17 protein-coding genes and 1 tRNA gene are annotated in these 19,428 nt (G+C 73.5%); 9 read left to right on the forward strand and 9 right to left on the reverse strand.

The genetic code is table 11. The features are described 5' to 3' along the window. The first annotated feature begins 68 nt into the window (after positions 1-68). The 3 genes from ACU4ZT_RS00075 to ACU4ZT_RS00085 are packed head-to-tail and all read left to right on the forward strand — an operon-like array spanning position 69 to position 1,665. Positions 69-869 carry a class E sortase gene (locus tag ACU4ZT_RS00075; protein WP_063070910.1) on the forward strand — a complete coding sequence of 267 codons (801 nt, stop codon included), beginning with the start codon at positions 69-71 and terminating at the stop codon, positions 867-869. Between the two features lie 38 nt (positions 870-907). Continuing rightward, entirely contained in the window at positions 908-1,030 is a 123-nt protein-coding gene (locus ACU4ZT_RS00080) for a hypothetical protein (protein ID WP_302621240.1), read from the forward strand. Further along, complete coding sequence (locus tag ACU4ZT_RS00085; RefSeq protein ID WP_063070909.1) at positions 1,027-1,665, forward strand: anthranilate synthase component II; 639 nt, start codon at positions 1,027-1,029, stop codon at positions 1,663-1,665. The genes ACU4ZT_RS00080 and ACU4ZT_RS00085 overlap by 4 nt, the downstream gene beginning before the upstream one ends. A 42-nt stretch (positions 1,666-1,707) precedes the next feature. Here ACU4ZT_RS00085 and pknB read toward each other — a convergent pair whose 3' ends face one another. The 7 genes from pknB to ACU4ZT_RS00120 form a co-directional block, all read right to left on the reverse strand. Beyond that, complete coding sequence (gene pknB, locus ACU4ZT_RS00090; RefSeq protein WP_063070908.1) at positions 1,708-3,462, reverse strand: Stk1 family PASTA domain-containing Ser/Thr kinase; 1,755 nt, start codon at positions 3,460-3,462, stop codon at positions 1,708-1,710. 113 nt (positions 3,463-3,575) lie between these two features. Continuing rightward, positions 3,576-5,489, reverse strand: coding sequence for a serine/threonine-protein kinase (locus tag ACU4ZT_RS00095; protein ID WP_063070907.1), 1,914 nt, complete (start codon positions 5,487-5,489; stop codon positions 3,576-3,578). Next, positions 5,486-6,937 (reverse strand): peptidoglycan D,D-transpeptidase FtsI family protein, encoded by a 1,452-nt coding sequence (locus ACU4ZT_RS00100; RefSeq protein ID WP_063070906.1) that lies wholly within the window; start codon positions 6,935-6,937, stop codon positions 5,486-5,488. Before ACU4ZT_RS00100 ends, ACU4ZT_RS00095 begins: the two co-directional genes overlap by 4 nt. After that, the gene (locus ACU4ZT_RS00105) at positions 6,934-8,331 is read right to left on the reverse strand and encodes an FtsW/RodA/SpoVE family cell cycle protein (RefSeq protein ID WP_063070905.1); all 1,398 of its coding nucleotides are present in this window, start codon (positions 8,329-8,331) and stop codon (positions 6,934-6,936) included. The genes ACU4ZT_RS00100 and ACU4ZT_RS00105 overlap by 4 nt, the downstream gene beginning before the upstream one ends. Next, entirely contained in the window at positions 8,324-9,586 is a 1,263-nt protein-coding gene (locus ACU4ZT_RS00110; protein ID WP_063070904.1) for a PP2C family protein-serine/threonine phosphatase, read from the reverse strand. The genes ACU4ZT_RS00105 and ACU4ZT_RS00110 overlap by 8 nt, the downstream gene beginning before the upstream one ends. A gap of 4 nt (positions 9,587-9,590) precedes the next feature. After that, positions 9,591-10,166: an FHA domain-containing protein FhaB/FipA gene (locus tag ACU4ZT_RS00115; RefSeq protein ID WP_063070903.1), complete on the reverse strand. Its 576-nt coding sequence runs from the start codon at positions 10,164-10,166 to the stop codon at positions 9,591-9,593. After that, positions 10,163-10,894, reverse strand: a complete 732-nt coding sequence (locus ACU4ZT_RS00120) for an FHA domain-containing protein (protein ID WP_063070902.1) — start codon at positions 10,892-10,894, stop codon at positions 10,163-10,165. The genes ACU4ZT_RS00115 and ACU4ZT_RS00120 overlap by 4 nt, the downstream gene beginning before the upstream one ends. Before the next feature lie 198 nt (positions 10,895-11,092). On the opposite strand from ACU4ZT_RS00120, the gene ACU4ZT_RS00125 reads away from it, so the two are divergent. The 4 genes from ACU4ZT_RS00125 (at position 11,093) to ACU4ZT_RS00140 (ending at position 15,519) form a co-directional block, all read left to right on the forward strand. Beyond that, positions 11,093-11,179, forward strand: a tRNA-Leu gene (locus tag ACU4ZT_RS00125). A 200-nt stretch (positions 11,180-11,379) separates the two neighbouring features. Continuing rightward, positions 11,380-13,638: a bifunctional lysylphosphatidylglycerol flippase/synthetase MprF gene (locus ACU4ZT_RS00130; RefSeq protein WP_445337545.1), complete on the forward strand. Its 2,259-nt coding sequence runs from the start codon at positions 11,380-11,382 to the stop codon at positions 13,636-13,638. Further along, positions 13,635-14,333 (forward strand): response regulator, encoded by a 699-nt coding sequence (locus ACU4ZT_RS00135; protein ID WP_063070900.1) that lies wholly within the window; start codon positions 13,635-13,637, stop codon positions 14,331-14,333. Before ACU4ZT_RS00130 ends, ACU4ZT_RS00135 begins: the two co-directional genes overlap by 4 nt. Before the next feature lie 7 nt (positions 14,334-14,340). Then, positions 14,341-15,519: a sensor histidine kinase gene (locus tag ACU4ZT_RS00140; RefSeq protein ID WP_445337546.1), complete on the forward strand. Its 1,179-nt coding sequence runs from the start codon at positions 14,341-14,343 to the stop codon at positions 15,517-15,519. A 31-nt stretch (positions 15,520-15,550) separates the two neighbouring features. Here ACU4ZT_RS00140 and ACU4ZT_RS00145 read toward each other — a convergent pair whose 3' ends face one another. Together ACU4ZT_RS00145 and ykgO are read right to left on the reverse strand one after the other, a co-directional pair. Beyond that, the gene (locus ACU4ZT_RS00145) at positions 15,551-16,132 is read right to left on the reverse strand and encodes a hypothetical protein (RefSeq protein WP_270980938.1); all 582 of its coding nucleotides are present in this window, start codon (positions 16,130-16,132) and stop codon (positions 15,551-15,553) included. Positions 16,133-16,225: 93 nt separating this feature from the next. Further along, a complete protein-coding gene (gene ykgO, locus ACU4ZT_RS00150) occupies positions 16,226-16,348 on the reverse strand; it encodes a type B 50S ribosomal protein L36 (protein WP_063070897.1) in 123 nt (40 codons plus the stop codon). A gap of 41 nt (positions 16,349-16,389) precedes the next feature. Here ykgO and ACU4ZT_RS00155 point away from each other — a divergent pair, with 41 nt between their 5' ends. Both ACU4ZT_RS00155 and ACU4ZT_RS00160 read left to right on the forward strand, forming a co-directional pair. Further along, on the forward strand, positions 16,390-17,466 hold the full coding sequence (locus tag ACU4ZT_RS00155; protein ID WP_445337547.1) for a GTP-binding protein: 1,077 nt from the start codon (positions 16,390-16,392) through the stop codon (positions 17,464-17,466). Positions 17,467-17,594: 128 nt separating this feature from the next. Then, a complete protein-coding gene (locus tag ACU4ZT_RS00160) occupies positions 17,595-19,403 on the forward strand; it encodes a RecQ family ATP-dependent DNA helicase (protein ID WP_445337548.1) in 1,809 nt (602 codons plus the stop codon). Positions 19,404-19,428: the final 25 nt, after the last annotated feature.

A 19,428-nucleotide genomic window follows, 5' to 3' on the forward strand; every position in this document is an offset into this window, starting at 1 on the left:
GAGCCTCCCGCATCCCACGGGGACCCGGCAGGGGGTGACCGCGCATCCCCGCCGCCTACAATCGGCACATGAGCGCACCGCACCCCGCCCCATCCCGTCGCGCCACGCGGCGGCGGGCGCGACGCGGGGACGCCATCCTCGGGACCGTCGGCGTCTTCGGCGAGCTGCTCCTCACCGCAGGCGTCCTCATCATGCTGTTCCTCGGATGGCAGCTGTGGTTCAACGACATCGTCGTGAGCAGCGGCCAGCGGGACCAGGCCCTGGAGAACAGCCGTTCGTGGGCGACGGCCGCACCCGCCCCCGAGGCCACGCCGGACCCGACCGCGTCGCCCGCGGCCCCGGGCGACCCGGTCATCACGGCCGCACCTGCGTCCAACGCCACCGACTTCGGCAACATTTACATCCCGCGCTTCGGGCCGGACTACGTGGTGCCCGTAGCCACGGGAGTGGGCCTGGCGGACGTCCTCAACCTCGGCAAGGTCGGCCACTACAGGGAGACGCAGATGCCCGGACAGGTGGGCAACTTCGCGGTCGCCGCGCACCGCACCACCTACGGCAAGCCGTTCAACCAGATCACGAACCTGCGCGTCGGCGACGCCATCGTGGTCGAGACGCAGGACGGCTGGTACACGTACCGCTTCCGTACACTCGAGTACGTGAAGCCCACCGGAGTCGACGTACTCAACGAGGTGCCGCAGGCCCCCGACGCGCAAGCGGGGGACCGCATCCTCACGATGACGAGCTGCAATCCCCTCTTCTCCGCAGCGGAGCGGGTCGTGGCGTACAGCGTCTTCGAGTCGTGGCAGCCCCGGTCGGACGCCTCCACGCCCGCGGCTTTGGCCGGCACGTCGTTCGCGAAGGCGGGCTGAACGTGTACGCGGCGCTCTGGCGCGTCCTACCCGGGCCGGTGTGGGTCCGGCTCCTGATCCTGCTCATCGCGGTCGCCGCGATCCTCTACTGCCTCGTCACCTGGGTCTTCCCCTGGGTCGACTCGATCGTTAACACCCAGGAAGTGACGGTGCACCAGTGACGCGCGTGCTCGTGATCGACAACTACGACAGCTTCGTCTACACGCTCGACGGCTACCTGCAGCAGCTCGGCGCGGAGACCGTCGTCATGCGCAACGACGACCACGCGGACGCGGACATGGCGGGTGTCATCTCGGAGTACGACGCCGTGCTGGTCTCGCCGGGACCGGGCAAGCCCGCGGACGCCGGGGTGTCGATCCCCACGGTGCGTGCGGCACTCGCATCGGGCACGCCGCTCCTGGGCGTGTGCCTCGGACACCAGGCGATCGCGGAGGCGTTCGGCGCGACGGTGACCAACGCCGAGGAGCTCATGCACGGCAAGACCTCGCTCGTCACGCACGATGACGGCGACTTCTACCTCGGCGTGCCGCAGCCGTTCACGGCGACGAGGTACCACTCCCTCGCCGTGGTCGACGGCACCATCCCATCCGACCTCGTGGTCACGTCGCGCACCGAGGGCGGCGTCATCATGGGGTTGAGGCACGAGGCCGCGCCCATCGTGGGGGTGCAGTTCCACCCGGAGTCCGTGCTCACGGAGGGCGGCTACCGGATGCTCGGCAACTGGCTCGAGGGCGCGGGACTGGGCGGGGCGCGAGAGACGTCGTCCCGGCTGTCGCCGCTGGTCCGCATCGGCTGACACGGCTCCGCAGGCCGAGGTGCGTCGGGTCTCGACCGCCGCTCAGCCGCGCGGAGGGGCCTGCGTCGGCGCCGGAGCCGTGGGTGCCGGCGCGGGTGTTCCGCGGCCCGCGCCCGTGCAGTACGTGAGGGCCACGGTCGAGCGCTGGGCGACGTCGCCCGGGGGGACGGACTGCTGGCTCACGGGAGAGCCGTCCGCGCGGACGCAGGACGGGTCCCTCCGCGTGGTCACCGTGAGCTCGGAGGCCTCGAGCAGCGACTGCGCCTCGACCAGGGGCTGCCCGAGCACGTCGGGCATGGAGACTTTGCCGTTCGACAGCACGAGCTTGACGGTGGAGCCCTTGTCCACCTGCGCGGACGAGGCAGGATCAGTCTGCATGACGACGCCGTCGGAGACCGTCGGGGACGACTGCCTCACGACCTCACCGACCCTGAGGCCGGCGGACTGGAGGCCCGCGGTGGCCGTGGCCTCGTCCATGTTGGTGACGTTGGGGACCTGGACCTTGGGTGGTCCGGAGGAGACGAAGACATCGATCTCCGTCTTCGTCGCGACGTTCTCGCCAGCGTCGGGATTCGTGCGGAGGACCGTGCCCGCGGGGACCGTGGCGCTCGCCTCCTCGCGTTCGAGCGGCACGAGGCCCGCCTCCTGCAGGGCGCCCGCCGCGCTCGAGTACGTGGATCCCGCGACGTCGGGCACGGTGGGGCTGATGTCGGGCGGCGCGATGGAGCTGAGGCTGGTGACCCAGATGACGACGGCGATGAGGATGACGACCACGACGGTGACGCCGGCCCAGATCCACGGCACGGGCGGGCGGCTCTGGGTGCGGACGGTGCGGTCGTCGTCGACGCCCAGCTGGCGGAGCGCCTGCTGGGAGGAGGACGGGCCCGCGGGTGCGCCGAAGAGGGTGGCGCCCACGTCGGTGGTGGGTGCCTCGCGCTCGGGCAGGGTGCCCGCGGCGGCGCGGTCGAGGTCGGTGCGGAAGTCCGCGGCGGTCTGGAAGCGCGCGTAGCGGTCCTTCGCCATGGCGTGCAGGACCACCTGGTCGAGCTGCGGGGAGACGTGCTCCTGGACGGTGCTCGGTGCGACGGGCGTCTCGCTGACGTGCTGGTAGGCGACGGCCACGGCCGTGTCCGCGCGGAAGGGCGCCTGCCCGGTGAGCATCTCGAAGAGGACCACGCCGGCGGAGTAGAGGTCGGTGCGCGCGTCCACGGACTCGCCCTTGGCCTGCTCGGGCGAGAAGTAGCGTGCCGTGCCGAGGATGGCGGTGGTCTGCGCGATGGTGGCGGAGGTGTCGGAGACCGCGCGGGCGATGCCGAAGTCCATGACCTTCACCTGGCCGGTGGGCGTGACCATGATGTTGCCGGGCTTGATGTCGCGGTGGACGACGCCCGCGCGGTGCGAGTACTCGAGTGCGGTGAGGACACCGCCCATGATGCGGACGGCCTCCTCCTGCTCCAGCGGGCCGTCGGTGATCACGTCCTTGAGGAGGCGGCCCTCGACCCGCTCCATGACGATGAAGGGGACCGTGTGGGACGCGCCGTCCTGGTCGGTGACGACGTCCTCGCCGGCGTCGAAGACCCGGACGATGGTGGGGTGCGACATGCGCGCGGCCGCCTGGGCCTCCTGGCGGAAGCGGCTCCGGAAGGCGGGATCCTCCGCGAGGCCGCGACGCAGGATCTTGACGGCGACGCGTCGACCGAGTCGCGCGTCGACGCCCTCGTACACGTCGGCCATGCCGCCCCGGCCCAGGAGCGTCCCGATCTCGTAGCGTCCGCCGAGGACACGCGTGTCGGTCACGGTCTGCCTCTCGTCGGGTTCGGGATCAGGACGGGGATGAGCTTACCCGGGCTCCGCTGGGGATCCGGGGCGGAGCGCGGAGGGCGGGGGAGTGCTCGCGCGGCGCATGCCGATCAGGGCATGCGGTGCGTGCTGGAGATCAGCGAATGCCGATCCTCCTTGCCCGGAGGGGGCGTCGGCGCCATGCCGGTGGTGCCGCCTCCGGTGCCGCCTCCGGTGCCTCCGGTGCCATTTCCGGTGCCGCCTCCGGTGCCGCCGCCCGGCGTGGTGCCGCCTGGTGCCGCCTCGACCGCCACGGTGACGGTGCTGCTGTAGGGGGACTCGTTCGTGCCGCAGATGGCGAGGTACTTGACCGTGAACGATCCCGTGTTGTTGCCGGCCTTGATCTCCCCGGAGGTGGTCTGCGCGTTGGTCGGGTTGGTGCTCCCGCCCCACGTGCCCGTGGCGCCGCCGGAGACCGAGTCGGCCTGGATCTGGTAGCCGTTCAGCGTCTGGCCCGCCGGGCAGGAGTACGCGGGCCACGAGATGTCGACCGCCTGTCCGGCGCGCACGGTGGTGGGGTTCACCGTGGGGGTGACCGGCGCCGCGGTCGGCAGGGTCTGCGCGCCGTAGGCCGTGATCTGGATGGTGGCGCCCTTCGCGACGCTGCCGGTGGGGGTGATCGCGGTGACGCGACCCTCCTCCTCACCGGACGGTGCCGCGCTGCCCGTGATGACGGTGACCTTGAGGCCGAGGGCCGTCAGCTCGTTCGAGACCGTCTTCTGGTCGCGCCCGATGTAGTCCTCGCGCTTGATCTCGACGGTGGTCGGGGTGGGCGTCGGGGTGGGGGTGGGCGACGCGCTCGGCGTGGGGCTCGGCTCGGCGCTGGTCTCCGTGGGGACGGGGGCCGTCTGGTCGGACTGCCTGCCCGCGGTGGCGGCGATGAGCCCGGCGATGATCGCGGCGACCACCAGGACGGCGACGACCACGAAGATCCAGATCGCGCGCTTGCTGGCGCGCGGCTGCTCGGGCTCCTCGTCTTCCGCGTCGACCTCGTCGAAGTCGAAGGGCGACGCCGCTCCGGCGCGGGGCGCGGAGGACAGGACGGTGGTGGCGCTCGTGTCGGCTCGGCGGTCGGACGGCATGAGCTGGGTGGCCTGGGTGGGCGTGCCCGGATCCGCGGCGGCAGCACCGGCGACGGCGGCGACGGCCATGGTGGCGGTCGCGACGTCGCCGCGGCGCAGCGCCTGCGCGGCGCGCGCCAGATGCGCGGCGCTCTGCGGGCGGTCCGCCGGCTTCTTGGAGATGCAGGACATGACGAGGTTGCGGACGGGCTCCGCCACCGTGACGGGGAGCTCGGGCGGCTGCTCGTTGATCTGCGCCATGGCGATGGCGACCTGCGACTCGCCCGTGAAGGGGCGGCGGCCGGCCAGGCACTCGTACGCGACGATGCCCATCGAGTACACGTCGGTGGACGGCGACGCGGGGTGCCCGCTCGCCTGCTCGGGCGAGAGGTACTGCACCGTGCCCATGACCTGGCCGGTGGCCGTGAGCGGCACCTGGTCGGCGATGCGGGCGATGCCGAAGTCGGTGATCTTGACGCGTCCGTCGGGCGTGATCAGCAGGTTGCCCGGCTTGATGTCGCGGTGCACGAGACCGGCCTGATGCGCGGCGTGGAGCGCGAGGGCGGTCTGGGAGATGATGTCGAGCACCTTGTCGCTCGAGAGCACGCGCTCCCGCTCGAGGATGGTCGACAGTGCCTCGCCGGGGACGAGCTCCATCACGAGGAAGGCGCTGCCGTCCTCCTCGCCGTAGTCGAAGACGTTGGCGATGCCCTCGTGGTTGACGAGCGCCGCGTGGCGCGCCTCGGCCCGGAATCGCTCGAGGAACCCGGGGTCCCCCAGGTACTCGTCCTTGAGGATCTTGATGGCGACCTTGCGTCCGATGACGAGGTCGGTCGCCTCCCACACCTCGCCCATGCCGCCGATGGCGATGCGATCGCCCAGCTGGTAACGCCCTCCGAAGGTCAGTCCGCTCGTGGGTCTCATCTGTCCAGCACCGCCTCAATCACTTTCTTCGCCACGGGGGCGGCGAGGGTGTTCCCCGAGCCCGATCGTCCTCGTCCGCCGCCGTCCTCGACCAGGACCGCGACCGCCACCTTCGGGGACTCAGCCGGCGCGAAGCCGGTGAACCAGAGGGTGTACGGGTCGTCGGCGCCGTTCTGCGCGGTGCCGGTCTTGCCCGCCACGTCGACACCGGAGATTCTCGCATTTGTGGCGACGCCGCTCTGGACGTTGTCGATCATCATCCGCGTCATGGTGGCGGCGGTCTCCTTCGAGATGGGGTCGGCGAATCGGCTGGGGGAGAATCCGGACAGCTCGCTGAGGTCCGGGTTGAGGACGCTGTCGACGACGCTGGGCTTCATCACCTCACCGCCGTTCGCGATCCCGGCCGTGACCATGGCGGTCTGCAGCGGGGTGGCGCGGACGTCGAGCTGACCGAAGGCGGACTGCGCGGTCTGGGCGTCGTCGAGGTCGGGGGAGAAGGCGCTCTTCGCGCTCGCCATGGGGACGGCGATCGACTTCCCGTAGCCGAACGCCTCCGCCATCTTCGCTATCCGCTCGGAGCCGAGCGCGATTCCGAGCTGGGCGAAGGGGATGTTGCAGCTGAGGCGGAGCGCCGTGGCGATCGACACCTCGGGCTCGTTGCCGCACGCGCCCTCGCCGGCGTTCGTGATGACCGTGCCGGTGCCCGGGAGCGTGAAGGTGGACGGGTTCGGTAGGAGCGAGTCCGGCGTGTACCGGCCGGACTCGAGCGCCGCGGCCGTGGTGATGAGCTTGAAGGTGGATCCGGGCGGGTTGAGGCTGTTGACGGCCCGGTCGATGAGCGGGTTCGCGGGGTCGGCGAGGAGCGAGGCGTAGCTCTGCTTCACGGCGGCCCGGTCGTGCGAGGCCAGGACGTTGGGGTCGTAGCCGGGCTTGGACACCATCGCGAGGATCTTGCCCGTGGACGGCTCGATGGCGACGACGGATCCCCGCAGCCGACCGAGCGCGTCGTACGCCGCCTGCTGGACCTTCGGGTCGATGGTGGTCTCGACCGACGCGCCCTTCGGCTCCTGGCCCGTGAAGGTGCGCGTGAGGCTGTCGAAGAACTGCGTGCCGCTCGTGCCGGTGAGGACGTCGTTCATGGCGGACTCGAGGCCCGTGGATCCCTGGCCGAGCGTGTAGTAGCCGGTGACCGCGCTGTACAGGTCGGGCTGGGCGTACGTGCGGAGGAACTTGTAGCGGTCGTCGACCGGGACCGAGGAGGCGATGGGGGTGCCGTCGACCAGGATCGCCCCGCGCTCGGCCGAGTAGCTGGCGATGATGGTGCGGGAGTTCCGCGGATCCGCCTGCAGGGTCGGCGCCGCGACCACCTGGATGATCGACGCCGCGACGAAGAGGGCCACGAACATGGCCAGGACGAACACGGAGACGCGCTTCAGCTCGCGGTTCACGACTCGACCACCAATCGGGGCTGGTTGCGGACGGTGTCGGACAGGCGCAGCAGCAGGGCCGCGATGATCCAGTTGGCGAGCAGCGAGGACCCGCCCGCCGCCATGAACGGCGTGGTGAGGCCGGTGAGCGGGATGACGCGCGTGACGCCGCCGATGACGATGAACACCTGCAGGGCGATGACGAACGACAGCCCGATGCCGAGCAGCTTGCCGAAGTCGTCCTGGCCCGCGAAGCCGATGCGGAAGCCGCGGGACACGAGCAGGAGGTAGAGGGCGAGGATCGCGAAGACGCCCGTGAGGCCGAGCTCCTCGCCGAGGCTGGCGAGGATGAAGTCGCTGTTGGCGAGCGGCGTGAGGTTGGGCATGCCGCTGCCGAGCCCGCGCCCGAACAGGCCGCCGTCGGCCATGCCGAACAGGCCCGTGACGAGCTGGAAGCTGCCGCCGTTCGCGTCGTAGACCGCGGGGTCGAACGGCTTCAGCCACGCGTCGACGCGCCCGCCGACGTAGCCGAGGGTGCTCGCGCCGAACGCGCCGCCGAGGAACAGGACGGCGCCGAGGACGACCCAGCCGATGCGGCCGGTGCTGACGTAGGTCATGACGATGAAGAGGCCGAAGTACAGCAACGACGTGCCGAGGTCGCGCTGGAACACGAGGACGCTCATCGAGACGGCCCACACCAGGAGGATCGGTCCGAGGTCGCGGACGCGCGGGAAGCGCAGCCCGAGGACCTTGACGCCCACCATCGAGAGGCTGTCCCGCGCCGTGACGAGGTAGCCGGCGAAGAAGACCGCGAGGCAGATCTTCGCGATCTCGCCCGGTTGGAACGAGAAGCCGCCGATGTGGATCCAGACGCGCGCGCCGTTGATGTTCTGGCCCAGGACCGGGAGCATCGGCAGCAGCAGCAGGATGAGGCCCACGAACATGGCGATGTAGCGGTAGCGCTGCAGCACGCGGTGGTTCTTCAGCAGCACGATGACCGCGAGCGCGCACACGATGGCGAGGCCCGACCACACGATCTGACGCACGGCCACGCTGTCCCAGCCGGAGTACCCGCCGGCGAGGTCGAGGCGGTAGATGGCCGCGATCCCCAGGCCGTTGAGCACGGTGGCGATGGGGAGGATGAACGGATCCGCGTCGGGCGCCAGCCAGCGCAGCGCCACGTGCATGCCGAGCACGAGGACGGCGAGGCCGGTGGCCGGGAGGAAGAAGCTCCGGTCGAATGCGCCGAGCGCGCCGAGCTGCACGAGGTAGAGGGCGCCGCCGTTGATGACGGACGCCAGCACGACCAGCGCGAGCTCGAGGTTCCGGAGGCGGCGGGGCACGCGGATCCGCGGGACCCTGGGCGCCTTCTCGCGCCCGCGCGCGGAGGCGACCGCCGCGCCGGCGCTAGCCACCCGCGGCCTCCTGGAGCCGGTCGACGATCTCCTCGGCGCCCGAGAGCGAGTCCGCGTTGATGGTCTGCTCGACCTGCTGGCGGTAGAAGGGCTGGAGGTCGGCGACCTGCACCTCGGTGCGGGCGTAGACGTGGGACAGCTGGATCGGGCCGATGGTCTGCTGCACGCCGTTGTAGACCGCCACCGAGCCCTCGGACTCGCCCACGTAGTAGCGCGACTGGGTCCAGCGGTAGCCGAGCACGCACGCGAGCACGAGGCCGGCGAGGATGAGGGCGACGCCGACCAGCCAGGTGATGCGGCGGCGGAGCGCGCGCCGCCGGTCCTCGGCGATGAGCGCCTCGAGGTACTCGTCCGACTCCGGCTCGAACTGGGCGTCGCGCGCCGCCGTGCTCGCGCGCAGCGGGTGGAGCAGGAGCGACGGGATCCGGACGGCGCGCTTGGAGGGCTCGTCGCCGAAGGCGAGCGGCTGCGACGCGGATCCGACGAGCACGGGCTCCGGGTCGGGGCGGGCGGCGGCGGCCTCGTCGTCCTCGTCGAGCACGTCCACGACCACCACGGTGACGTTGTCCGGAGCGCCGTGGTCGAGCGACTCCTTCACGAGCGCGTCGGCGATGGTCTCCGGGGTGCCCGCGGTCGCGAGGATCTCGGTGATGCGCTCCTCGGACACGTAGCTGCTGAGCCCGTCCGAGCAGAGGAGCCAGCGGTCGCCCGTGTGGGTGTCGAGCACCTGGGTGTCGACCTCGGGGGCCGCGTCGACGTCGCCGAGCACGCGCATCAGCACGGAGCGGCGGGGGTGCACGAGCGCCTCCTCCGGCGTGATGCGGCCGCTGTCGACGAGGCGCTGCACGAACGTGTGGTCGGCGGAGATCTGGCTGAGCTCGCCGCGGCGGAACAGGTAGATGCGCGAGTCGCCGATGTGGGCGATGGCGACATGCCGGTCGACGCGGGCCAGCGCGCTGACGGTCGTGCCCATCCCCGTGAGCTCGGAGTGCTCGAACACGGTCTCGGCGAGCAGCTGGTTGGCCGCGACGAGGCCGGCCTGGAGCGCGAACTCGGCGTCGTGCGCGGAGGCGTAGGGCTTGTCGGTCTCGATGATGCGCTTGGTGGCCACCGCGGACGCGACGTCGCCGCCCGCGTGCCCGCCCATGCCGTCGGCGACGACGAAGAGGTGCCGCCCCGCGTAGCCGGAGTCCTGGTTGTTCGACCGGACCTTGCCCACGTGGGAGACGGCAGCGGCCTGCGTCACTGTCGCCATGCCGCTACCGCCTGAGCTCGAAGCTGGTCGCGCCGATGCGGATCGGCGTGTCGAGCGGCACCTGCGTCGGCACGCTCACGCGCTTGCCGTCGAGGAAGGTGCCGTTGGTGGAGTCGAGGTCCTGGATCATCCACTCGTCGTTCCAGAGCAGCAGGCGCGCGTGGTGCGTGGACGTGTAGTCGTCGCGGATGACGAGCCCCGACTCGCTCGAGCGGCCGATGGTGAGCGGCTCGGTGCCGAGCGGGATCTCGGTGCCGGCCTTGGCGCCCGACGTGATGACGAGGTGGCGGGCCGTGGACGTCGTGGCCTTGGCGCGCGACGGGACGGCGCCGGAGTTGGCGCCGGACGGCATCGACGAGATGGGCGGCGGCTGCACGGCCGCGGCGCGCGGCGCGGAGGCGGATGCGGCGTACGGGGAGGAGGGGAACGGGGATGCGCCGCCGGCGCCCGTCTCCTCGCGCAGCTTGCGGACCCGTTGGCCGAACAGGTCGGAGCGGAGCGCGTAGACGATGCCGAAGACGAAGAGCCAGAGCACCGCGAGGAACGCGAGGCGGAGGACGAGGAGGGTCAGCTCGGTCATGACGCTCCCCAGAACCCGTCGTCGCTGCGCTGGCGCTGCGGCTCGCGGCCGCCTCGCTCCTCGGTGGCGTGCGGGACGACGCGGAAGGTGATGGCGGTGCGGCCGATGCGGATGACGGACTCGGGCGGCAGCGGCGCCTTGGTGACCGGCGCGCCGTTGAGCTCGGAGCCGTTGGTGGAGCCGAGGTCCCGGACCTGGGCGCGGGATCCGTCCCAGGCGATCTCGACGTGGCGGCGGGAGGTGCCCGGGTCGTCGACCGTGATGTCGGCGTCGCTGCCGCGGCCGATGACCGTGCGGCCGACCGCGAGCGGGTGGCGGGTGCCGGCGACGTCGACGACGGGCATCCACGTGACGCTGCCCTCGACCGTGCGGCTGTCGATGCCGAGGACGCCCTCCGACAGCTGGTCGTCGCGGCGGAAGGAGACCTGCACGACGCCCGCGAACTGGTAGCCCTGCGTGGACGCGTGCCGCTCGACCGCCTGGCGCAGCTCGTCGACGAGCGTGGAGCCGATGGACTCGATGCGCTCGTGGTCGGCGCGGGAGACGCGGAGGGTGAAGGAGTTGGGGACGAGGATGAGGTCGCGGTCGACGATGGCGGCGTGCGTGTCGAGCTCGCGTCGCAGCTGCGCGACGATCTCCACGGGCTGCAGGCCGGACTTGAAGGTCTTCACGAAGGCGCCGTTGACAGCGCGCTCGAGGCCCTTCTCGAAGTTGTCCAGGATTCCCACGTGTGATCCGTCCTCGCGCGGTCCTTCCGCGGATGAATAGTGCGATGTTAGCCAACTCGAGGGGCGACGCCCTGGACACGGGCCGCCGGGTGGGTGCGGATGGCCCCTGGGGAGGGCGGGAGGCGGGCCGCCCGGGCGCGGTGGCGGGGCGGTCGCGGCGCGGGATCGGCTCCCCGACGTGATAATGTCGTCCGGTTGGCGCGAGTGGCGGAATTGGTAGACGCGCACGGTTCAGGTCCGTGTGTCCGTGAGGACGTGGGGGTTCAAGTCCCCCCTCGCGCACCAGCACAGCAGAAGGCCCCCGGGGAACCGGGGGCCTTCTCGCGTCCCGGGAGTCCCTCGGCCCGTACCGCGGGGGTGCCGCGGGTCGTGCGGCGGACTCCCCGCCGACGTCAGCCGATCGGCGGCCCGGGTCAGCCGATGGGCGGAGGGATCGGATCCCGCGGCCGACGCGGTGGAGGGCCGAGGCTCCGCACACTGGGGACGTGACGCACTCGACGCTCGCCCCCGCCGCCCGCCCGATCCTCGCCGACAGCGCGGACCTGCCGCCCGCGGTGCCCGCCGTCGCGCCCCCGGCCGGCGCCGCGCGGGTCGTCCTCCGGACCCTCGCCCGCCACCCGCTCGCCGCGATCGCCGTCCCCGCGGGCAGCGCGTGGATGGGCGTCATGGCCGGGCTGGGCGAGCTCGCGCACCCCGCCGCGACGGCCATCGCGCTCGCCGTCGTCGTGGCCGTGCTGGCCTGGTCGGAGAGCCGCATCGGCATCGTGCGCACCGCGGTCGTCGCCGCGATCGGCTCGCTCGCGCCGGTCGCCGTCGCCTCCCTCCTCCTCGCCGTGGGCCTCGCGCTCGGCGACCTCTACTCCCAGCTCGACGCGGCCGACCGGCTCTGGGCGCCGTCCGTCGTGATCGTGGCGGTCGCCGCCGCCGCCAGCCGCGGCCTCGCGCCGGCCCACCGCGACGGCCTCCGCGCCGCGGTCCTCGCTGCGGTGCTCGCGGGCCTGCTGGCCGGCGGCCACGGGGTCGACCTCACGCGCGGCGTCGCCCTCCTCATCGGACTGGGCCTCGGCCGCATCCTCGTGCCGCTCTCCCGCCGCCCCGCCTGGCACGACGCCGCCACCTCCCATGCGCGGGTCGTCGCCGCGACCATGCTCGGCACGGTCACCCTCAGCTGGTGGATCGCCGCGGTGTCCGGCGACGCGATCGGGGTGCTCAGCACCATGGGCTCGCTGCTCGACCCCGGCAGCACCGTGGCCGTGCTGTGCGCGCTCATCCTCGCGGTCGCCCTGCTGCTCCGCGGCCGGCGCCTCGGGCTCGTGATGGGGATCACGGCCCTCCTCCTCGTGACCGGCCTCCTCGGCTGGTACTACACGGTCATCCCGCTCGCCGAGGACTGGTTCACCTTCACCGTCGCGTCGTGGACCGACCTCGAGCTCCCCGTGCTGATGCTCAGCACCTGGCTCGTGCCGGCGACCGCGCTCGTCGTGCTCGTCGTCCGCCGCCGATCGTTCACGATGCGCGCCGCCGCCGAGGAGCGCTCCGCCGGGCGCGAACGCGTGCTCGCGCAGCTGGCGCGAGCGGATGCCGGATCCCTCGGCTTCATGGGCACCTGGGCCGGCAGCAGCCACTGGTTCGCCGACGACGACGACGCCGCCTCCTCCTCCTCGGAAGGCGAGGCCGCGCACGGGGCCGTCGCGTACCGCGCCGCGCACGGCGTCGCCCTCACGGTGTCGGATCCGATCGCGACCGCGGCCGACGCGCCCGCCACGATCCGCGCCTTCGCCCGGCACTGCTCGGCGCGCGGTCTCGTGCCCGCGTTCTACAGCATCCACTCGTCCCACCTGCCGGTCTTCGCGGAGCTCGGCTGGAGCGTCACGCCGGTGGCCGAGGAGGCCGTGATCGACCTCGCGGGCTTCTCCACCTCGGGCAAGCGCCGCCAGGACCTCCGCACGGCGACGAACCGCGCGGCGCGCGACGGCGTCGACGCGCTGTGGGGCACCTACCGCGGGCTGCCCGAGCCCCTCCGCCGGGCGGTCGACGCGCTCAGCGGCGACTGGGTCGACGCGAAGGCGCTGCCCGAGATGGGCTTCACGCTCGGCGGCCTGCCCGAGCTCGACGACCCCGAGGTGCGGATGCTGCTCGCCGTCGACGCCACCGGCCGCGTGCACGGCGTCACGAGCTGGCTGCCCGTCTTCCGCGACGGCCGGCTCGTGGGACGCACGCTCGACGTCATGCGGCGCGGCGCGGATCCGATGCCGGGCGTGATGGAGTTCCTCATCGCGACCGCGGCGCGCGCCTTCCAGGAGGAGGGACTCGAGACGCTGAGCCTGTCGGGCACGCCGCTCGCGGGCGTCGGCCGGGGCCTCACCGGCGGGCCCGTCGACCGGGTGGTCGCACGTCTGCTGGCTGCGACCGGCCGGGTGCTCGAGCCGTCCTACGGATTCACGTCGCTGCTGCGCTTCAAGGCCAAGTTCGACCCGCGCTACGAGACGCTCTGGCTCGCCTGCCCGACGGCGGCCGACCTCGCGCCGATCGGGCGCGCGCTCACCTCCGCCTACGTGCCGACGCTGCGGATCCGGCAGCTCGTGGGCGCGCTGCGCGCGGCGGGCACCGCCCGGCGGGACGCCCGGCGCGCGACCCGGGCGGCCCGGCGCGCGGCCCGGGGCGCTAGCCTCGGCCTCGCGGGGGACCGCGGCGGCGCGACCGGCGTCGGCGTCGGATCCGCCATGGGGAGGCGGGACGCGTGAGCCACGCATCCGAGGCGCGCGACGACGCGGCCGTCCCCTCCACGCCGCCCGGCGCCGTCGTCACCGTGGTCGTGGTCGACGACGAGTCGCTCGTGCGCTCGGGCATCGCGATGGTGCTCGGCGCCTCGCCGCGGATCGCCGTGCGGGCCGCCGTCTCGAGCGACACCGCGGTGGCCGCCGTCCGCGAGCACGCGCCCGACGTGGTGCTCCTCGACATCCGGATGCCCGCGCCCGACGGCCTCACGATCCTCGCCGAGCTGATGGCGGAGCCCCGCCCGCCCGTCGTCGCGATGCTCACCACGTTCGACACCGACGACCAGGTGCTGGAGGCGCTGCACCGCGGCGCGTCGGGCTTCCTGCTCAAGGACACGGACCCGGAGCAGCTCGCCCGGCACGTGCTCACGCTCGCGTCCGGCGGCATCGTGCTCGCGCCCGGGCTCCGGCCCGGCCGGCTCTTCCGCTCGCTCGAGGACGACGCCGAGCGCGCCCGCGTCGCGCGGCTCGGCGACCGCGAGACCACCGTGCTGAAGGCGCTCGCCCGCGGGCTCTCCAACGCGGAGATCGTGGCCGAGTGCGGATTGACGCTCGGGACGGTCAAGGAGACGGTGAGCTCCATCGTGCAGGCGCTCGGCGTCGGCTCGCGCGTGGAGGCGGCCGTCGTCGCCGACCGCGCGGGGCTCGTGCCGCGGCGGTGATCCGGCCATGCGGCTGACGAGGCGGGCGCTCGCCGCGGGCACGACCACCGACGCCGCCACCGACGCGGATGCCGCCGCCGCCGATCCCGTGAGCCGCCCGACCGCCGCCGACCGCGTGCGCGCCGTGCTCGTCGACCTGCTCGTGGCCGGGGTCGCCGTGGCCCTCTCCTACGGTTTCCTGTCCGCCGCGCAGGCGTCCGGGGACGTCGCCGCGGGGATCGTCGCCTGCCTCGGCCTCGTGTTCCGCCGCCGCTGGCCGTGGCTGAGCGTGCTGGCCGCGCTGCCCGCCTTCTACGTCAGCGTCGCGTACGTCCCGCTCATGATCGCCCTCTTCGACCTCGGCCTCTCGCGCGCGCCGCGGTGGCAGGTCGCGGTGGCGACGGGCGCCTCCGTGGTCGCCTACATTTCGCCGCTCTGGCCGCCGGAGGACCTCCAGTTCCTGCTCGAGCCGCTGGTCGACGCGACCATCTACACCGTCGGTCCGCCGCTCCTCGGCGCCTTCCTGCGCGAGCGGCGCACGGCGGCCGCGCAGCTCCTGGAGCTGCGCGAGGCGCAGACGCTCGGCCAGCGGCAGGCGGCGCAGGTCGCGCTCGCGCGGGAGCGGGCGGTGCTCGCGCGCGAGATGCACGACGTGGTCTCGCACCAGGTCAGCCTCATCGCCGTGCAGGCCGGGGCGATGCAGGTGGGCGCGGCCGACGAGCGCTCCCGGGAGGCTGCGCGCACGATCCGCGGACTCAGCACGGTCACGCTCGAGGAGCTGCGCGGCATGGTGGAGCTGCTCCGCGCGGCGGGCGGGGAGCGGCGGGAGCTCGCGCCGCAGCCGACGCTGGAGGACGTGGCGGCCCTCGTGGCGGCCAGCGGGATCCGCGTGGAGACCGCCATCGACCTCCCCGGCGACCTGCCCGCGGCCGCCCAGCGCGCCGTCTACCGCACGGTGCAGGAGGGCCTGACGAACGCGCGGAAGCACGCGACCGGCGCGGCCGTGCGGATCACCGGCCGGCTCGACGCGGGACACGTGGTGCTCGAGGTGGATGCCGGCGCGCCGACGCTCCCGCTGCTCGACCTGCCGAGCGGACGCCACGGTCTCACCGGGCTCCGTGAGCGGGCCCAGCTGCTCGGCGGCACCCTGACGGCCGAGACGCGCGCCGACGGATCCCACCTGCTGCAGCTGCGCTTCCCGCTCTGAGGCGGGTCGGCGCCGGGCAGGTCGGCGCAGCTCAGCGGCCGGCCGCCGAGGCGGGGACCGCGGCCGGCTCGACGTCGGTCGCCGGCTCCGGGCCGGGCCAGATGGTCCAGCCGACGGGCCAGATGGTGCAGATGCCGAGGAGCACCGTGAGGCGCGCGATCCAGTCCTCGAGCGCCCGGGTGCGCGCGGCGTCGCCGACGAACGCGATGGCGGCGAGCAGCAGGGCGCAGGCGATCGCGTAGGCGACCACCGTGAGGATCCACATCCGCCACTCGTAGCGCACCTTGGCGCGGCCGGACCGGGCGGGGCGTGCAGGCGTCGGTCCGCCGGCGAAGCGGTGGGCGAAGCGCGCGTCGAGCCAGCGCACCATCGCGTGGCCGAACGCGACGGATCCGCCGAGGTACGCGGCGGCGAGGCCGTGGGTCCAGTCGGCGGTGGCTCCGCCGCGGAGGTCGATGGCGGCGGCGACGAGCAGCACGAGGTCCACGACGGGCACGCACGCGAGGAGCACGGCGCCGAGGCGCGGGCGACGGAGGGCGTAGCGGACGGCGAGCCCGGCAGCCAGCACGACCCAGAAGCCGATCTCGCACGCGATGATGACGACGACGATCATGCGCGGACCCCCCGTGGTTCGGCTGGTCCCCACCGTATCGGCGCGGAGTCCGGCGGCGACGCCCCAGATCTGGGGCGCCCGCCCGACGTGGAGTCAGCCCTGGCGGGCCTTGTTCCGCGGGTTCTTCTTGTTGATGACGAAGACGCGGCCGCGTCGGCGCACGACCTGCGCGCCGGGCAGCTTCTTCAGGGCCTTGATCGAGTTGCGCACCTTCATGGTGGTCCTTTCGTGAGAACAGTTCTCAATAGACTAGCGGCATGCCCGCTCGCGACCGATCCACCCCCGTGCACCCGCAGCCCCAGCCGCCGTCCGGCGTCGTGCTCGTCGTCGGCGAGGGATCCGCGCTCCGCTCCGTCCTGCGCGACGCCGTCGCCGGCTCCGCGGCCTCGCTCCTCGTCCTGCCGCCCGAGGAGGCGGATCCGGTCGAGCCCATCGCGCGCTTCCTCGACGACCTCGCCGAGCGGGGGCCGGGCACCGAGGCCGTCGTCGGGATCCCCGCCACCTCCGACGCCCGCGCGACCGGCATGGGCCTCGACCTCCTCCTCCGCCAGGAGCGGCGGCTGCAGCGCGCGCTCGGCGGGATCGGATCCGGCTTCGGGCTGCGCCACGTGGTCTCGGTCGTGCCCGCCGACCGCCTGCACGTCATCGGGTTCGGCCGCGTGGAAGACGCGTTCGCGGAGGCGGAGACCCTCGTCGATCTCGTGGAGTACGCGACCGTCGTGGTGCTCACGGGCATGGCGCGCGTGCCGCAGGAGGCGCGCGGCCTCGTCGTCGCGCTCGTGCGGCGGCTCGCGCCGCGGGCGACCGTGCTCGACGCGCGCCGCCCGCTGGCCCTCGACCGGTTGCCGCGCTGGGGCGACGTCGCCGGCCTCGCCGCCTCGGCCGGGTGGATGCGCGAGCTGACCGCCGCGGGCGTCGCCGCGCGTCCCGCGGACCTCGAGCGGCTGACGGGACCCGTGGGATCCGTCGTCGTGGGGGACCCGCGTCCTCTGCACCCGCAGCGCCTCGCCGACGCGGTGGAGGAGGAGCTGCGGCCCGACCGCGCCGGGCTCGTGCTGCGCTCCAAGGGCTTCGTGTCGCTCGCGTCGCGGCCGGGGGAGGTGGGCGGCTGGTCGAGCGTCGGGTCGATGCTCACGCTGCAGCCGACCGGGATCGACCCGTGGACCGAGGGGGCGCCCGTCGGGACGGAGATCGCGTTCTTCGGGATCGGGCTGCGGCCGGCCGTGCTGCGGCGCGCGATCGGGCGGGCCGTGCTGACGCCGGACGAGCTCGCGGCCGGGCCCGACGCGTGGGCGCGGTACGCGGATCCGTTCCCGCGGGTCGACGCGGGCTGAGCTCCGCGACCGGCTCCGAGGGCCTCCCGGCCGCGGCGGCGCGCCCGGCAGCCGGGCGATGGTGACGGCCAGCCGAGAGCGGATCCGCGCACCTGGGCACTGCTCGACCTCCGGCGTTCAGTGGGGAGGTGAAGCAGAACCGCGCCGCAGAGGGCAGCACCCGCACGACCGACGACCGCACCGACCACCGGACCGATGCCGCCGAGGACCGGCCCGCCGACGTGCCGCCCGCCGCCGAGGACCCCGCCATGGTCCCGGAGCCCGCGCCCGGCCCGGAGCCCGAGGACGCGCTGCGCGTCGCCCGCGAGTCGTTCGGCTGGGACGAGCTGCACGACGGCCAGGTGCGCACCATCGGCCCGCTCGTGCGCGGCCGCGACGCGCTCGTCGTGATGCCCACGGGCTACGGCAAGTCCGCCATCTACCAGGTCGCCACCGTGCTGATGGAGGGCCTGACCGTCGTCGTCTCGCCGCTCATCGCGCTGCAGGCCGACCAGGTGCAGAACCTCGAGGACGCGCCGGCCGCGCCGCCCGCGCGTGTGATCAACAGCACGATCCGCGGGAAGGCGCGCGACGAGGCGTGGGCCACGGTGGAGGAGCCCGGCGCGCGGATCGTGTTCCTCACGCCCGAGCAGCTGGCGCGCGACGAGGTCGTCGCGCGGCTCGTGGCCCGCGGGGTGTCGCTCGTGGTGATCGACGAGGCGCACTGCGTCGCGTCGTGGGGCCACGACTTCCGGCCCGACTACCTGGGGCTCGGCGGCGTGGTCGACGCGCTCGGGCATCCGCCCACCGTGGCGATGACGGCGACGGGCTCCACGCCGATCCGCGTCGAGATCGAGGAGCGCCTGGGGCTCCGCGACCCGTTCGTGCTCTCCTCGGGCTTCGATCGGCCGAACATCCGGCTCGAGGTGCGACGGCACACCGAGGAGGCGGAGAAGCGGCGCGCGATCGCGGCCCACGTCGTGGAGCAGACGCAGCCGGGCCTCGTCTACGTGGCGACGCGGAAGGACGCGGAGCAGTACGCCGAGGAGATCCAGGCGGTGGGGCTGCGCACCGCGGCGTACCACGCGGGCCTCCCGGCGGCCGAGCGCGAGCGCGTGCAGCAGGCGTTCCACGAGGACGACGTGGACGTGGTGGTCGCCACGAGCGCGTTCGGCATGGGCATCGACAAGCCGACCGTGCGATACGTGATCCACGCGGCGCCGCCCGAGTCGGTCGACGCGTACTACCAGGAGGTCGGGCGGGCGGGGCGCGATGGGGAGCCGGCCGTCGGGATCCTGCACTACCGGGCCGAGGACCTCGGGCTCCGCCGGTTCTTCGCGGCGCGCACGCCGAAGCCCGCGAGCCTCCGCGACGTGTACGCGGCGGTCGCGGTGGCGGGCGTCGACGGGCCCGTGCGGCCCGCGGCGGTCGCCGAGCGCGCCGGCATGTCGCCGCGCACGGTCGGCGGCGTGGTCAACCTGCTCGTGGACGCGGGCGTGCTCGGATCCGCCCACGACGGCGCGTTCGTGCGCGAGGAGCTGGATCCGCGCGAGGCCGCGTCGCGGGCGAAGGAGGTGGCCGCGGAGCGCGAGCGGATCGAGGTCTCGCGGCTCGAGATGATGCGCGGCTACGCCGAGGCGCCGCACTGCCGCCGCCAGTTCCTCCTCGGCTACTTCGGCGAGGAGTCGCCGGAGCGCTGCGGCAACTGCGACGCGTGCGACCGGCTCGCGGAGGACGACGCGCACGAGGAGGCGATGGGGGCGGCGGTCGCCGACGGCGTGGACGCTCCCGCGGACGACCCGTTCTCGCCGCAGTCCGCCGTGACCCACGCGGAGTGGGGGCCGGGCACGGTCATGAGCGCCGAGGACGACCGGATCACCGTCTTCTTCGAGAAGGAGGGGTACCGCGTGCTGTCGCGGAAGCTCGTGGCGGAGGGGGCGCTGCTGCAGCCGGTGTGAGGGGCGGGTCTCGGGCGCGCATCGG

The organism is Clavibacter davisi, assembly GCF_052751415.1.